Genomic DNA, 14,917 nt, shown 5'->3' on the forward strand with positions numbered 1-14,917 from the left:
CGCCCCCGGCGCCCGGACGCCCCGAGCCGAGCCCACGCTCCAAGGCGCGAGTCAGGCGAGGCGCCTGACGTCGCCGGACCACATGACCAGGTCATCGAGTCACTTCCCGACGGTGCTCGCGCTATCGCGCGGGTCAGCCTGACTCGCTACCTCACGATGGCGCTGTCGGTGGTGATCGGTGTCGTGCTTGCGCGGTCGTTGGACCCGGCCGAACGCGGTGTGTATGCCGTGGCGCTCACACTGACAGCGGTACCGGCGATCGTCGCGAGCGCTGGCCTCGAGACGGCGGCCCTGCGCACCGCGAAGTGCGATCAGGTCGCCGACGTGCTCGGACTCGTCGTACGGCGTCTCGTCGTGGTCACGGGCGTCGTACTCGCGCTGGTCGTCGTAGTCCTCCTCGCTCCGATCGCCGTGCTGGGGCTCAGTGGCCCGCAACTGATCATCTGTCTCGTCTCGATCCCGCCCGTGGTCGCCGTCCAGCTCTACGGCAACGCGATCCTGGGCCTTCAGCACTGGTGGGTCTGGGTAGCCGCAACCATCACGAACGCCGTGACCTACCTCACGGTGACCGTGGTGCTCGCGACCACGGGATGGGCTGGCGTCGCCAGCTATCAGCTGGCGTTTCTCGCTGGCTACCTGGTCGCTCTGGTCTGCCTCTTACGGGCGGTCCGCGGCCACCCGCACAACCTGCGCGCCGGCCGCACGTCCGCTGTGGCGAACACGGCCTCCCGAGCCCGCTCGATCACCATCTCGCAGGCGTTCTTCATGCGTGTACAAGTGCCGCTCCTGCAACTGCTGTCGAGTACCACAGCCGTTGGGCTCTTCGCGGTGGCATCACCCGTGGCCGATCTTCTGCTCGTTCTGCCGGTCGCAGCGGGGACCATTCTCCTACCCCGGTACTACAGCGTCGAGACGACACCGGCCGCCGTTCGCCGCAACGGGCTCCGCATCGCGGTGCTCACCGCGGCCGTCGGCACGCTCACTGCGCTTCTGGCCCCATGGCTCGTCCCGCTGCTGTACGGAGCCGACTACTTCGGCGCGGTGCTGGTGCTGCAGATCATGGTGCCGGGCGTCGTGCTCTTCGCCTACGCGCGGGTCATGCAGAGCTATCTCATCTCCCGATCGCGGTACTCGCCCGTACTGTGGGCGAGCGTGCTCGCGGTGGTCGTCAGCGTCGGCGTGCAGCTCGCTGCAACCCCGGCTCTGGGAGCCGTCGGCGCCGCGCTCGCCGTCTCCGCAGGTTTCGCGACGATGTTCGCCGTCATCTGCTCCGTGCGAGTACGCGATGAGAAGTGCGAATGAGCGTCGCCACGGAGCCGCTGCGCGGATCGCGTTCGCTGCCACGGCTTCTTCCGATCGTCCTCGTGATGGCGACGGCAACGATCGCCGGGAACTCTACGGCTGGCCCCTATCTGGCAGCCGGTCTGCTCGTGGCGGCCGGTCTCGGTATGGCGCTGGCCTCGCGCCCCAAACCTGCCATCAAGCCGCGGATGCAGGTCGTCGTTCTTCATATTCTGGTGCCGCTGCAGATCATGGTGACCGCCTACCTGGCTCCCGCCGATCTCGACGTGCTCGTGCTCCTTGGGGTCACGGTGCTCACTGCCTGGATCACCACCACCGAGGTCGCGCGCCGTCTCTGCCCGCGCAGCGTCGAGCGCGCGCTGTTGGTCGCCACTGCGACGCTTGCCGTCGCCTATATCTCCTACGCACTGCCGCGGCTCGGGGCGCAGCCGGGGTATGCCTGGGTGGGCGTGTCGGCGGGTGGCCAATGGCTCAATGCGAACGCTCTCGCTCTGCTCTTCCTCGTGGGTCTCGCGGTCGCCCTCGCCGGGGCGTTCTCGAAGACCTCGTCAGTCCTGCACCTGGCCGCTGGCGGTTTGGCCGCGGGAGCCTTGCTGCTGACCTTCTCCCGCAGCGGATACTTGGCTCTCGGGGCTATGCTCCTTGTCCTCACGGTGGTGAGACGCAGGGCAGTCATCGCAGTCGGAGCCCTCGTAGCGCTGTTGCTGACGGTTGTACCCGGCTTCGTGCGCGACCGCATCGAGTTCACTACCGCAGGCGGTCTAGACCCTTCCTCATCCGTCAGGCTCAACCTGTGGGAGTCTTCGCTCGGCGTCATCTCCGACCACCCCCTACTTGGCAGCGGGATACATGCTCTGTCGTCCGCCATCGAGCAGCAGGGTGGACCGACCGGGTACACGTTTGTGCACAACACCTATCTGTCTCTGCTCGCCGGCTTCGGTCTCCCGATCGGCCTCTTGGTCCTCGGCACGGTCGTGGCTGCATCTCTTCGCCGCATCCGAGCCGCGTACCGCGGAGGCTCCAGCTCTGATCTTGCCGTCGTACTGGCGCTCACCGCGACCGCCGTCTGCTCGATCTTCGGCGAACCGCTCCTGACGCCGGTGACGATCGTCCCGCTTGCGACCCTGTTGGGCGTGCGCGAGCACCAACGAACGGAGGTCCTGCCATGATCCGGCTGCTCCAGGTATGTGGGTCGGCCGATGGCGCATCGTGGTTCGTCGACCAGGTCACCGAACTCGCGCGTCGCGGCTACCACATCGACGTCGTGGTACCGGGCGAGGGTAGCGTCAAGCAGCGGCTGACAGAGTCCGGCATCTCGGTACACATCATTCCGTTCCGTGGTTACCACCCGAGAGAGTGGCGCCGGCACGTGCGTGCCTTTCGTGACCTGCGAACCCTGATGCGCGACGGGTCGTGGGACATCGTGCACGCCCACCTGTTCAAGTCCTTCATCCTCGCGCGCATGATCCTGCGGGGACGTCGTTCGCCGCGACTGGTGACACAGGTCGCAGGCACCGTGCACCTCCAGAGCCGGCCCCTCGCGGCGATCGACCGGGCCACGCTTCGATGGGACACGATCCTCGTCGGATCCTGCACAGAGTTCGCCGATACCTATGCCAAGCGGGGCTCTCGGCACACCGCCGTCAGTTTCTACGGCTGCCACACCGAACGGTTCGAACCCGCCACCCCGGCCGACACCTTCCGCGACCAGTACGGGATGACGCCAACAGATGTCGCCGTCGGGCTCGTCGCGCACATGTACCCCACGCGCCTGAAGTCATTCAGGGAGGTCGGGGTCAAGGGCCACGAGGTGTTCATCGACGCAGCCCTCGCGCTGGCCCAGCAGGACGCCCGTCTACAGTTCTTCGTGGTAGGCGACGAGTTCGTCGGCGACGGGAGCTACCGGCGAGAGCTGGAGCAGCGCGCCGAGCCACTGATCCGTGGCGGTCGGATGCACTTCCTCGGACATCGCACCGACATGCCGGATGTCATCGCCGGCCTCGACATCCTTGTCAACCCCTCCCTGAGCGAGTCAGCGTCGTACACGATGGTGGAGGCCTCGCTCATGTGCCGGCCCGTGATCGGGAGCCGAGTCGGCGGCCTCCCCGACACCATCATCGACGGACGCACCGGACTGCTCGTCCCGCCGGGCGATCAGGGCGCCCTCGCTCATGCTGTTCGTCACCTCGCCGACGACCCAGAGCTTCGCCGGCGTATGGGACAGGCCGGGCGCACGCACGTGCTCGAGATGTTCGACATCACCAAGACCGTTTCCACACTCGAAGCGATCTATCTCAAGGCAATGGACCTCTGATGACGCGACTTGGCCACCTCATCCGGCGGGGTCTCACCGCGGGCACGCAGTACAAGGTATTGCCACGATCGCGATGGGACGCGCTGTACCCCATCGACTGCACGGTGTTCGGGCCGCAGCCGACTGATGGTGTGCTCGCAGTCTGGAAGCCTGCTGATGAGCGCACGGCATTCCTCCACCCGGTGGCCACCTGCTTCCGGGTACTCGCACGGTTGCAGCTCGACGAGGGCGTGACGGAGACCAACCGGAGCGCCGTGGCCGCTGCCATACGGGAGTTGCTTGCGGCTCAGCAGGAGGACGGTTCCTGGCGCTATCCGATCCGTGTGGCGCGCTACGACGTAGCTCCCGGATGGTCTTCAGCAATGGCACAGGGCCTCGCGGTGTCCACGCTGCTGAGGAGCGTGGAGGCGTTGCCGATGATCGAGTCGGCGACCGTGCGGCAGCGCATCGATGCGGCGATCGCGCATCTCTTACGGTCCGTCGAGCACGGTGGCTGCTCCATCTACGACGCCGACGGCGCGGCGTTTCCGGAGGAGTGCCCTGCAACACCAGCGCCGTACATCCTCAACGGTGCGTGCTTCGCGTTGCTCGGTCTGCACGATTACGAACGCGTTCTCGGCGGTGATACGGGGATGAGCGTCGCCCTGCGGTTGAACGACCTGCTGCCACGATGGGATATCGGCTACTACTCGCGATATGACCTGCTCGGTCGGGCGCCGAGTTCGCCCGACTATCACCGGTTGCACATCGTGCTGCTGACCGTCCTCGAGACCCTCTACGGCATGGACTTCGGTGCCTTCGCCCGACGGTTCGATGAGTACGAGCGGCGAGTTCGGTCCCGGTTGCGCGCCCGCGTGCTGCTCGTCGTCGACCGGCTGCTCATCACTAGAGTCTAGTGATGGAGGTCGGCGCCGGCACCGTCCGCATCGTAGGGCCGCAGTCGTCGGCCCACACCGTGCTGTGGGTCGAGGAGTTCCGCAAGCGTGGCTGGGATGTCCGCACGGTCGGGCTCAGCACGTCGAGCAGCCCGGTCTCACGCCACCACCTCCTGTCGCGTGTGATTGCCGAACGGTGGCGTACTCGCCCTGCGGTCTCCGTCGTTCACTCGCTGGGCACCCACGGACTGCTGGGTGCGTTGCTTCCACGCGCGCACCGGACGATCGTGGTCCCGTGGGGCAGCGAGGTCGAGGCGGCGACGCGATCTGTCGTCCGGCACCGTGCGGCCGCCTTCGTACTCCGTCAGGCGGATCTGGTGCTGGCGACATCGCGCGCCATGGCGAGGACGATCGCGCAGGGCTGGCCGGCGATCAGTGTCGATACTGCTGTCCGCTCGTGGGGTGTGGCGCAGGCCGCGCTCGCTGAGCGCGGCGATGGGGTCCGGGCTGCGGTCCGCGCTCGTCTGGGCCTGTCTGAAGAGCACCTGATCGTTCTCGCGCCACGCGGTCTCGGCGCGGTGTACCGGCACGATGAGGTCCGCCGTGCGTTCGTCGCCGCTCAAGCCACTCGGACGCAGCTCCGCCTCGTCGAGATCGACACCGCGGCAGACGATCGCAGTCGCAGCGTGCAATGCCGCGCCGGTGCCACAGTCACGCTGTCACGTCAGCCGCACGACCAGTTGCTGGACTTGTTCGCGGCAGCCGACGCTGTGGTCTCGGTGCCGCGTGCTGATCAGCGCTCGACGACGGTCGTCGAAGCGATCGCATCCGGTGTGCCCGTGCTGCTCGCGGACGTGCCTGCCTATCGCGAGCTTGCTGAAGACGGCGCGGCCGTCACTCTGCTGGGGGAGCCAGTGCTGGAGTCGCTCACCGCTGCCCTGGCGGCGCCCGGAACGGTGGGGGCCCGGATAGGGGGTAACCGGCACTGGGCACGAGAGGTGGAGGATCGAGACTCACTGTTCGACGCGATCGTACGCCTGTGCACCGGAGCAAGCCGATGAGGATCGTCGTCGTCAACCAGTACGTCGTACCGCCCGAAGCCGGCGGTGGGACACGGCACCTGGACCTCGCGTCGCGCTGGGCTGCGGCCGGGCACCATGTCGTGGTGCTCTCTGGCTCGTTCAACCACTTCGCTGGTGGCCCCGGGTCGGAGCGGATCACTGAGCGCCGTATCGCCGGGGTGTGGCTGCGCCCGTTATGGACGCCTGGGTACAGCGGCAACGGGGTAGCTCGCGCTGTGGATATGGCTGCGTTCGCGGCGCAGGTCTGGCGCGAGCGGAGGCTGATCGCTGCCAGCGATGTCGTGCTCGCCTCGACGCCCCACCCGGGTGGTGTGCTCGCCGCACTGTGGGCTACACGACGATCCCCGGCCAAGGTCGCCGTGGAGATCCGAGATCTGTGGCCGCAGACGCTCGTCGATCTTGGTGGCATCGACGGAGAGGGAGTGGCAGCGAGACTGCTATACCGCCTGGAACGCCATGTGGTGTCGACCGCCGAGTTGACGGTCGGCGTGCCTCCGCGCACCCATGACTACTTCGCTGAGCGTGGTCTGGCGCCACGCCGGTACCTGCACATACCCAACGGCATCGGAGTAGGCAAGGTCACGGGACGAGCGACCAGTCACGAGGTGATCGACCGCATAGACGCGATGGTCGCAACCGGCACCGACGTCTTTCTCTACGCTGGCTCGCTGGGATCGGCCAACGCGCTAGACGCCGTCGTCGAAGCTGCCGCGCGACGCCGTGCGGCCGGCAGCCACCTCATGGTGTTGGGTGACGGGCCTCAGCGAGCCGCTCTGGTGGCCCTGGCTGGGCGAGTCGGCGCGGACAACGTCACGTTCACCGGACAGTTGCCGAAGGACGTCGCCCGCACCGCGATGAGCCGGGCGACAGCGAATGTGTTCCACTTGCTCGACGCGCCGGTCTTCCGGTACGGCCTCAGTCCGAACAAGCTGGTCGAGTACCTTGCCGCCGGGGTTCCGCTCATCTATGCCGGTCCGGCCGTCGAGAACCCAGCGACCTCATCGGGTGCCGTCGTTGAAGCACGACCAGGTGACGCTAGCTCGATCGCCAGCGCTATGCAGCGCGTCAGCGCCATGTCTCGTAAACACCGGGCGGAGACCGCAGCACGTACTCAGACCTATGCGACCAACCATCATGATCTGGATCGGCTCGCGCACCAGTTGCTACAAGCGCTGGAATCGCTCTGAGAGCGAAGATGCCTCGCCGGTCTTCTGGGAGTGTCGAGCTGGTTCGTATCCGTCGTCTGCCCGCCCAGATCTCGTCCCAGCAGGTCTGACGGAGGTGCCCACACGTTCTGCGTCGTCACCGGGAGGATGCTCTGGGGCGAGCATGCGTCCGACGGCGCTGCGCCTGACGAACTGCGCTGGCCGGCGAACCGCGACGGTCTCGCTCTCCGTATCCGTATCCGTATCCATATCCGTACTCGCTGCCTCTGCCGGCAGCCATCGTCAGGACTACTCCCGAAATCGGCGCACCGACCGTCTCGAGCAGGTCAAGTGACGATTCGAGTTGATGCTCGGTTGTTCGCCCGGCAGCCACAGCGACGATCACGCCGGATGCCTGACCGGCAAGCACCGCCGCGTCTGTGACCGGCAGCAACGGCGGAGCATCGATGATAATCCATTCGAACTCCGGCCGAAGTAGTTCGAGCATCGAAGCCATGCTCTTAGATCCGAGCAATTCGCTGGGATTAGGGGGTATCCGGCCCGCTGGCAAGACGTAGAGCTGGTCCGGCCCCCACTGCTGAACTGCGTCGTTGACCCGCGCCCGCCCGATGAGGACATCTGTGAGGCCAACGGATCCCTCAATGCCGAGGTACTGATCCAACCGCGGCCGCCGCAGATCCGCATCTATCAAGAGCACGGTCTGCTCGGCGCTGGCCAAAGCCAGGGCGAGATTGGCGCTCGTTGTGCTCTTGCCTTCCTCTGAGAGCGACGATGTCACCACAAAAATGCGATCGCCCCCGTCGACCTGCACGAATTGCAGATTTGTTCGCAAGGTTCGGTACGCTTCTGCGCGGGCACTCGTCGGATCCGTGTGCACCACCAGATGCTGTTGCTTCGACTTCGGATCGAAGGCTATGGACCCGAGAATCGGATGTCGGGTCGCCGCCTCGAGGTCACGGGTCGACCGAATACGGGTATCGAGGACTTCTCGCAGGATCGCGAGCCCCAGGCCGATAGCGAGACCGAATATGGCGCCGAGGGCCAGATTCAGGGTGGTCCGCGGGCTGACCGGGGCCTCCGGTGTGCGTGCGCTCTGGATCGTCGTGAGTTGGACGGGGCTCGGCTGCCCTCGGACCGTCTCAACCTCGTCTACAGCGACCGCCAGGCTGATCGCCGTCTCATTCGCGATCTGGGCGGCGAGCTCTGGGTCTGTGCTAGTGCCAGTGATCTCAATGATTGTCGTGTCCGCGACGGTTGTCGCTGCCACCTGCCGTGCCAGGTCATAAGGCTCAACGTCGAGGTCCAAGGCATCAACGACACCGTCGAGCACCCGCTCGCTCGTAGCCATCTCGGCGTAGGTCTTGACCCGGGACAACGTGTAGGTGTTGCCCTGTGCGAGCTCGGCGCTCGTGTCCCCCGCCTGTGTGGACACGAAGACTCTCGTCGTGGCCGAGTACTGGGGGGTCTGGAGAAGCGAGTACGTCAGCGCCGCGCCGATGCCAAGGAACGTGATCACGATGATCGCGATCCAGTTCTTCCGGATGATCCGCAGGTAATCGGTGAGTTCCACGCTGCTTCTCAGGCTCGGGGGCGGCGATCTTCGGTGCTCGACGCGTCATGCTCTCACGTGAGGGTCGCCAACGGCGCGGAAGCAGCTGTGTGCACGCGTTCGCGCATCACGTGTTCAGGAACCCGCCAGGGCTCCGAGCCGCCTGACGATCGAGTCCACGGCGGCCTCGATCGCACCCGCCGAGCGCCGGTAGGCCCTCGTCTCGCGCTGATACGGGTCCTCGATGTCGTAGTTGATGCTCTGCGAAGCCGCGACGCCACCGCGCGCTGCTGTCGCTGCCGCCACCACGTCGGCCAAGAATGCCTGCAGGACCGCTCCATGGCCAGGCACGGGCACGTCCTGCGCGGGAACCAGCGTCTCCAGCACGGCCGCGAACTCGGTCAGCGTGAACGCCCGCCGGTTGGCCGAGGGATCCAGCTCCACCGCGGCGCCCCGATGGGCACGCTCCAGGCCGAGCACCAGGTCGGCGCGCTCGACCAACGAGCGCGTAAGCTGCCTGGCCCGGTGAGCATCGACGTCGAACACACCCATCCGGACGGCCTCGCCGGCTGCCTGATCATCCAGCGGTGAACCCTCGAGGCCGCGCGTGCCGGCGCTCTCGATCGTGAGCAGGTCGGTGACGTCCGGACCCAGCAGCAGAGGCAGGCGAGCGCGCAACAGACCAGCAGCCTGCGGCGACCGGCAGACGTTCCCGGTGCACACCGTCAGGATCCTGAACCGACCCTGGACGAGCCGCGGCCTATCGACATCACTGGGCAACGGCACCTGCCCAGGCTAAGGCAGTCACCTAGCGCCTGACCACGCGCCGACGGCCGCCCGGTCTGGGGTGGGGACGTCTATCATGGTCGGACAGGGGGTGGACAGTGGGCGACAACGACGACGCCGCCGAGCAGACTACTGACGCTCCCACTGCTGCAGAGAAGACCAGCGAAGAGCGCGCCGTTCGGCGACCACGCCGCCGCAGCCGCGTCATCGCGTTGCTTGCCTGCGTGCTGATCGTCGTGATCGCCGGAGGCTTGGCGATCGCCGGGCTGGTCGTGCAGTCCCAGATCAAGGGCGAGATCGAGTACATAGACGACCCGTTCGAGTCCCTGACCGACCGCCCAGACAGTGCCGGGCGTGAAGCAAGCGTCCCCGATCCCATCAACATTCTGGTGCTCGGTTCCGACAGCAGAATCCACATCGGGAATCCTGATCAGTGGGAGCTCGGTGCCGAACGTACGGATGCAATACTGCTTGTCCACGTGCCGGGTGACCGGCAGTCCGCTCAGGTCATCTCGATTCCCCGCGATACGTGGGTCGACATACCCGGTTGGGGCATGAACAAGGTCAACGCTGCGTTCAGCTTCGGTGGACCCACGTTGCTGATTCAGACTCTCGAACAGCTCACCGGGATCCACATCGACCACTTCGCGGTCACCGATTTCGAATCCTTCGCCGCGGTTACTGACAACCTCGGCGGTGTAGATATCCACCTGCCAAACGGCATGGACAGTGGCGACGTACACCTGGAACCCGGTACGCACACGCTCACGGGCGCGCAGGCGCTGGCCTATGTGCGGCAGCGGTACGGGCTCATAGGTGGTGACTTCGACCGCGTGCAACGTCAGCAGAACTGGATGCGCGCGATCTATGTAGCCGCCATCCGCGCCGGTGTCTTTCGCGACCCGATCGAGCTCACGTCGTTCTTGCGCACTGTGGCCGGTTCGGTTGCTGTCGATGAAGGATTCACCATCGCGAAGATGCGCAGTCTCGCCCTGAGCCTCCGAGACGTGCTGCCCTCCGATCTCACATTCATGACGGTGCCCGTGGCGGGAACAGACACGAGCAGTGACGGGCAGTCGATCGTCGTGCTCGACCAAGGACCGTTCGACGCTCTCATGGATGTCATCGCTTCCGACGACGACGTGGCTCAGTACATTGCGGACAACCCTGATCTCACCGTTCTCGGTAGCACTGTCTCCTAGGACGCTCGATCACGAGCGTCATCCGGGCACGAGCGCGTCCTGACGCGGTTCGGGCTCGTGCCAGCGCTCCACGGTCTGGGTGATCCAGAAGCCGAGGAACTGGGCGATGAGCGCGGCCTCGAGCACGAAGATCCATTGCTCGAGGAGCGGGCGGACCACCAGCACGATCAGGGCCGCCGAGACGATCATCCCGAGGAAGCCGTAGGTGTAGCGGTTGAGCCAGCGGGTCCGGGTCGAGTGGCCTGCCTCCTGCCGGGCGCGCGCCATCGCGACGCCGTTGACGCCGACCACGCCCACGATTCCCAGGAACAGCACGATCGCGGCGAGCCCGTGCCCCCACTCGAGGAACGAGCGGCGAGCGAGCAGGAAGAACAGCAGCAGGCCGAGGTAGGCGAGCGCGCTGAACACGAGCGCGGCGCGGCCGCTGCGGGTGTGGGTGGACCGCTCGCGCTGGGGCAGCACCGCTATCTCGACGACGAACGCGACCGCCCCGATGATGAGGATCGCCCAGGTGTTGTTGATGACGGCGTCGACGACGTCGTCCGGCATCGCGGCGACGCCGTCGCGTGCGGTCGGCACGAAGGCGACGAAGAACGCCAGGTAGCCCGAGAAGTTGAGCAGCACGTCCTCGAGGTCGCTCCGGCCGCGGTGGATCACCATGCAGGCCCCGACGGCGCAGAGGCTCGCCACGAACACGCCGCGCGCGGGTGTGTAGTAGTAGGCGCTCACCGACGGCAGCACCGCACCGCCGTCGGAGAGGATCTGGAGGCAGACGGCGGTGCCGAGGAGCAAGGTCAGCAGGATGATCGCCAGCCTCAGGTACCGGTAGGTCGCCTGCAGCTCGAGGCGGTAGCTGTCCTCCTCGGCGGGGGCTTCGGGTGCGGCGGTGCTCATCGGCTCTCCTGTGCTCGCGGGCGCTCCACCTACGAGGAGCAGCGGAACGCCGGTCTGAGACAAGCATGTGACACGGTCGTGGGGACAGTGTCCGAGACACCGGCCCGGCCGACCTCCTAGGCTGGCTCCCAGCGTGACTGAGACCTCCGACAGCCGACCCATCGCCTGGGCGGCTCAGATGCGAACCGTGCACGAGCGGCTCCGCGAGGCGCTGGAGCTCGCCGAGGACGGGCTCGAGGACGCCGGTACCCCGGAGGGGGTCGACGTGCTCCTCTACTGCTGGGGCTTCTGCGCCGCTCTCACCGGCCACCACGGTGCCGAGGACGAGACGCTGTTCCCCGCGGTGCTCCGCGACCGGCCGGACCTGACGGAGGCGGTCGGCCGGCTGCGACAGGACCACAGCATGATCGAGCACCTCCTCAACGGCCTGCGCGACGCCGTCGGGACGGGCGCCAGCCCGGATGTCCTGCGGCAGCATCTCGACGGCGTGGGTGCCGTCATGGAGTCGCACTTCCGTTACGAGCAGCGCGAGCTGCTCGGTCCGCTCGGGTACCTGGAGCTGGACGTGGAGCCGCAGCGGGCACTCGGGCCGCTGGCCTGACTGCGGCTCCGGGACTCCCAGGAAACCCTCAGGATTCCTGGAGAGCTGTCGAAGGTTGGCGCGGTGTCATGGGGTTCATCAGCACTCGCCCCAGGAGGCATCGATGACCACCACGACACAGCCAGAGCAGGGCGCCGGACGCGCGAGCTCGGCCCCGCCGCCAGGATGGCAGTCGCCCGGCTCGCCGGCCGGGGTCCGACCGCCGTCGAGCCCGAGCCCGAACCCGTACGCGGGCTACGGCCCCGGTCCCTTCGGGTCCTTCGGCACCGGACAGCAGCCGCCGGCTCCGCCGACCCCACCCATCCAGCAGCCGGCGCCGAACGCTCCGCGGCCGCGCAGGCCGCGCACGGCGCTGACCGCCGTCACGGCGGCGCTGCTGGCGGCCACGCTGGCCTCCGGGGGTACGGCGTACCTGCTCCGTGACGACGCTGCTCCCGGGACCGCGAGCGGAGATCCTCAGATCACGCAGGTCCAGGGCGTCTCGGCGGCGGTCGACGGCAGCCCGGACTGGGAGGCGGTCGCGGCCGCGGCGCGGCCCAGCGTGGTCGCGATCGACGTGCGGGCGGCCCAGGGAGAGGCGGCCGGCTCGGGGGTCATCCTCGACAGCGAGGGGCACGTCCTCACCAACAACCACGTGGTCGAGGGGGCCACGTCCGCCCAGGTGATGCTGTGGGACGGACGCCTCTACGAGGCCAGGGTGGTCGGCACCGACCCCACGACCGACCTGGCGGTGCTGCAGATCGCCGAACCGCCCGAGGACCTGACGCCCGCGACGCTGGGCACCTCGGGTGACCTGGGTGTCGGCGAGTCGGTGATGGCGGTAGGGAACCCGCTGGGACTGGACAGCACGGTGACGACCGGCATCATCTCGGCACTGGACCGCCCGGTGGCCGCGTCCTCGCAGAGCTCGAGCAGCACGTCGGTGACCAACGCGATCCAGATCGACGCCGCGATCAACCCGGGCAACTCCGGCGGACCGCTCTTCGACGAGCAGGGCCTGGTCATCGGGATCACGTCCTCGATAGCCACCCTCTCGGGTGGTGGCGCCTCCGGCAGCATCGGCCTCGGTTTCGCGATCCCGATCGACCTCGCGACCACCATCGCCGACCAGCTCATCGCCGACGGCCGGGCCGAGCACGCCTACCTCGGCGTCACGCTCCAGGAGGGCGAGGGCAGTGCCGACGGCGTCACGCGGCAGGGCGCTCAGGTCGTCGAGGTGATGCCGGACACCCCGGCCGCAGGCGCCGGGCTCGAGCCGGGCGACGTGGTCGTCGGTATCGACGACCATGCGGTCGGCAGCGCGGAGTCGCTCACCGGTTTCGTGCGGCAGTACTCCTCGGGGGACGAGGTCACGCTGACCGTCATCCGCGGCGGGGAGAGCCTCGATCTGACCGTCACGCTGGCGACACGGGCAGAGGAGTAGCGCGACCGGGCACCTGCTGCTGCGCCCTCACCCGCCGCGGGCCTTCGAGCCTGCGGCGGGTTCGTCGTGTCGGCTGCGGACGACGCCGCCATGAGACCCGCGAACCGTCTCGCGTCGTACCGGGTCGTGTCGTGTCGTCTCGAGCCCGTCGAGGCCGAGACGTCAGGCTGCGCCCGGCGGTGCGGTGCGGACGATCTCGAGGACGGGTTGGCGCCGCGTGCTCACGATGGTGCGAAACGACTCCTGGGGTGGCGCCCAGCTGCCTGGTGGTGCGGGCGGTGACGTGAGATAGGTGTGGCCGGTCGGGGTGGTGATGGTGACCTGGTGGCCGGCCTCGTCCGATCGCGCTGCCGTGGACCAGTTGAGGGCGTCCTTGGCGTAGTTGCAGGCTTCGCAGAGGCCTTGCCCGTTGCCGAACGAGGTCAGTCCGTGGTCGCTCGATCGCCGTGCGTGGTCGGTGTGCCTGATCGGCGCTCGGCACCAGGGGTTGCGGCAGTACTGATCTCGGAACCGGATGAGGCGTTGGAGCCCGCGTGGGAAGCGCCGGCGCCGGGAGTCCATCGCGACGAGCTCACCGTTGCCGGGGTGCTGGTAGAGGCGCCGGACCGAGACCCGGTCCGCCGGGGTGAGGGCCGCGAGCTGCCGGGCCAGGTCGGCGTCGATGTGGGCGAGGCCACCGGCGGGTCCGCCGATCAGCACCTCGCCCTCGCTGGCGGCTCCGATGCCGAACAGCTGGCGCTCGCTCATGATCAGGTTGAGGACCACCTCGGTGCCCGCAGGCGCCCCGGTGTGCTCTGCGCCTTCCGGTGCCACGCCTGCGTCGCCCACGCCGCCTCGGGCCTCACCGCGGTCTCCGACGTCGCGAGCCGTACCGGCCGTTGCGGCCCCGAGCACCGCGTCACGGAGCGCGTCGGCCATCACCTGGCCGCGAGCACGCGGCGCGCCCGTGGCGCGAGCGGTGTCGGCTGCTCTGGTGAGCGCGGCGTAGACGGCGACCCCGTCGGCGACAGGCATCAGCGCCGTCAGGTAGGTCATGCTGTCGGGTGCGGGCCGCAGGCTCACGCAGCGATCGCTCTCGGCTCGGCGACGTCGCTCCACGACCGAGGCGGGGTCGAGCCGATAAGCGGCCTTCGCCGCCTCGACCTGGATGCCTCGTTCACCCAGGCGCTGCGCCTGGACCGGGTCGCCGGCGATCTCGTGATCGATGACTGCGCGATCCTCGACGGAGACGCACGCGGTGCCCTGCGCCATGAGCGTGGCGGCGTACTCGGTGATCTGACCGGCCCGGAGCGCGGCGTAGGTGGCGGGCAGCTCGGTGCGCAGGATCCGCGCCAGCGACAGGTGCCGCCGGCCGCGGTGCGGTGAGACGCGCCGGGCGAGCGCCAGCTGGCTCGCCACGCCCTGCCCGACCTTCTCGGCCGGCACGCCGGCCGCAACCTGCTGCGCCCGCTGCGATCGGTCCAGCTCCTCCGCGACGCCGACCTGCAGACCCGCGGCCGCATTCTTCAGGTCCTCGAGCGCCCGGATCAGCTCGACCCGCTCGACGTCGATCTCAGCGCCGACGCCCTGCGGCCCGGTACCCGTGGCCAGGGTGGCCACCATCGCTTGTACCGCGGCAGCCTCAGGCGCCGAGGGTGTCGGTCCCTCGTGCGATGCCGACCGCGATACGAACATGTGTTCTATTTTACTCTGGCTGTAGTGACACCGCAAGGGTTCAGGACAG

Annotated in this window: 13 protein-coding genes; 9 read left to right on the forward strand and 4 right to left on the reverse strand. The window is 67.9% G+C overall.

Annotation, left to right across the window (positions count from 1 at the left end; translation table 11 throughout):
- The first annotated feature begins 156 nt into the window (after nt 1–156).
- Genes GPA04_RS10050 through GPA04_RS10075 form a run of 6 tightly spaced genes read left to right on the forward strand, consistent with a single transcriptional unit; the run spans nt 157 to nt 6,760 of the window.
- Nucleotides 157–1,302 carry a lipopolysaccharide biosynthesis protein gene (locus tag GPA04_RS10050; protein ID WP_156223962.1) on the forward strand — a complete coding sequence of 382 codons (1,146 nt, stop codon included), beginning with the start codon at nt 157–159 and terminating at the stop codon, nt 1,300–1,302.
- Nucleotides 1,299–2,471, forward strand: a complete 1,173-nt coding sequence (locus GPA04_RS10055) for an O-antigen ligase family protein (protein ID WP_156223963.1) — start codon at nt 1,299–1,301, stop codon at nt 2,469–2,471. The genes GPA04_RS10050 and GPA04_RS10055 overlap by 4 nt, the downstream gene beginning before the upstream one ends.
- Nucleotides 2,468–3,616: a glycosyltransferase family 4 protein gene (locus GPA04_RS10060; protein ID WP_156223964.1), complete on the forward strand. Its 1,149-nt coding sequence runs from the start codon at nt 2,468–2,470 to the stop codon at nt 3,614–3,616. The genes GPA04_RS10055 and GPA04_RS10060 overlap by 4 nt, the downstream gene beginning before the upstream one ends.
- Nucleotides 3,616–4,512 (forward strand): D-glucuronyl C5-epimerase family protein, encoded by an 897-nt coding sequence (locus GPA04_RS10065; protein ID WP_156223965.1) that lies wholly within the window; start codon nt 3,616–3,618, stop codon nt 4,510–4,512. The genes GPA04_RS10060 and GPA04_RS10065 overlap by 1 nt, the downstream gene beginning before the upstream one ends.
- A 2-nt stretch (nt 4,513–4,514) precedes the next feature.
- Entirely contained in the window at nt 4,515–5,552 is a 1,038-nt protein-coding gene (locus GPA04_RS10070) for a glycosyltransferase (protein WP_156223966.1), read from the forward strand.
- Nucleotides 5,549–6,760, forward strand: coding sequence for a glycosyltransferase family 4 protein (locus GPA04_RS10075; RefSeq protein ID WP_156223967.1), 1,212 nt, complete (start codon nt 5,549–5,551; stop codon nt 6,758–6,760). The genes GPA04_RS10070 and GPA04_RS10075 overlap by 4 nt, the downstream gene beginning before the upstream one ends.
- Nucleotides 6,761–6,875: 115 nt before the next feature.
- Here GPA04_RS10075 and GPA04_RS10080 read toward each other — a convergent pair whose 3' ends face one another.
- On the reverse strand, nt 6,876–8,309 hold the full coding sequence (locus GPA04_RS10080) for a tyrosine-protein kinase domain-containing protein (RefSeq protein WP_156223968.1): 1,434 nt from the start codon (nt 8,307–8,309) through the stop codon (nt 6,876–6,878).
- A 114-nt stretch (nt 8,310–8,423) separates the two neighbouring features.
- Complete coding sequence (locus GPA04_RS10085) at nt 8,424–9,074, reverse strand: arsenate reductase/protein-tyrosine-phosphatase family protein (RefSeq protein WP_156223969.1); 651 nt, start codon at nt 9,072–9,074, stop codon at nt 8,424–8,426.
- Nucleotides 9,075–9,172: 98 nt separating this feature from the next.
- Between GPA04_RS10085 and GPA04_RS10090 the strand changes: the two genes are divergently transcribed.
- On the forward strand, nt 9,173–10,276 hold the full coding sequence (locus tag GPA04_RS10090) for an LCP family protein (protein WP_206674189.1): 1,104 nt from the start codon (nt 9,173–9,175) through the stop codon (nt 10,274–10,276).
- Between the two features lie 18 nt (nt 10,277–10,294).
- Here the strand turns inward: GPA04_RS10090 and GPA04_RS10095 are convergent, their stop codons facing one another.
- Nucleotides 10,295–11,170: a hypothetical protein gene (locus tag GPA04_RS10095; RefSeq protein ID WP_156223970.1), complete on the reverse strand. Its 876-nt coding sequence runs from the start codon at nt 11,168–11,170 to the stop codon at nt 10,295–10,297.
- Nucleotides 11,171–11,303: 133 nt separating this feature from the next.
- Between GPA04_RS10095 and GPA04_RS10100 the strand changes: the two genes are divergently transcribed.
- Nucleotides 11,304–11,771: a hemerythrin domain-containing protein gene (locus GPA04_RS10100; RefSeq protein ID WP_206674190.1), complete on the forward strand. Its 468-nt coding sequence runs from the start codon at nt 11,304–11,306 to the stop codon at nt 11,769–11,771.
- Nucleotides 11,772–11,874: 103 nt separating this feature from the next.
- Nucleotides 11,875–13,194: a S1C family serine protease gene (locus tag GPA04_RS10105; protein ID WP_194238949.1), complete on the forward strand. Its 1,320-nt coding sequence runs from the start codon at nt 11,875–11,877 to the stop codon at nt 13,192–13,194.
- A gap of 162 nt (nt 13,195–13,356) precedes the next feature.
- Here the strand turns inward: GPA04_RS10105 and GPA04_RS10110 are convergent, their stop codons facing one another.
- Nucleotides 13,357–14,796 (reverse strand): HNH endonuclease, encoded by a 1,440-nt coding sequence (locus GPA04_RS10110; protein ID WP_156223971.1) that lies wholly within the window; start codon nt 14,794–14,796, stop codon nt 13,357–13,359.
- Between the last annotated feature and the right edge of the window lie 121 nt (nt 14,797–14,917).

This window comes from Pseudactinotalea suaedae, assembly GCF_009733815.1.
GTDB classification, from domain to species: domain Bacteria; phylum Actinomycetota; class Actinomycetes; order Actinomycetales; family Beutenbergiaceae; genus Pseudactinotalea; species Pseudactinotalea suaedae.

What these genes read in the sequence shown, in the direction of transcription:
- GPA04_RS10050 (WP_156223962.1), top strand. Translation starts at nt 157, where the DNA reads ATGGCGCTGTCGGTGGTGATCGGTGTCGTGCTTGCGCGGTCGTTGGAC.
- GPA04_RS10055 (WP_156223963.1), top strand. Translation starts at nt 1,299, where the DNA reads ATGAGCGTCGCCACGGAGCCGCTGCGCGGATCGCGTTCGCTGCCACGG.
- GPA04_RS10060 (WP_156223964.1), top strand. Translation starts at nt 2,468, where the DNA reads ATGATCCGGCTGCTCCAGGTATGTGGGTCGGCCGATGGCGCATCGTGG.
- GPA04_RS10065 (WP_156223965.1), top strand. Translation starts at nt 3,616, where the DNA reads ATGACGCGACTTGGCCACCTCATCCGGCGGGGTCTCACCGCGGGCACG.
- GPA04_RS10070 (WP_156223966.1), top strand. Translation starts at nt 4,515, where the DNA reads ATGGAGGTCGGCGCCGGCACCGTCCGCATCGTAGGGCCGCAGTCGTCG.
- GPA04_RS10075 (WP_156223967.1), top strand. Translation starts at nt 5,549, where the DNA reads ATGAGGATCGTCGTCGTCAACCAGTACGTCGTACCGCCCGAAGCCGGC.
- GPA04_RS10095 (WP_156223970.1), bottom strand. Translation starts at nt 11,170, where the DNA reads ATGAGCACCGCCGCACCCGAAGCCCCCGCCGAGGAGGACAGCTACCGC.
- GPA04_RS10105 (WP_194238949.1), top strand. Translation starts at nt 11,875, where the DNA reads ATGACCACCACGACACAGCCAGAGCAGGGCGCCGGACGCGCGAGCTCG.
- GPA04_RS10110 (WP_156223971.1), bottom strand. Translation starts at nt 14,796, where the DNA reads ATGGTGGCCACCCTGGCCACGGGTACCGGGCCGCAGGGCGTCGGCGCT.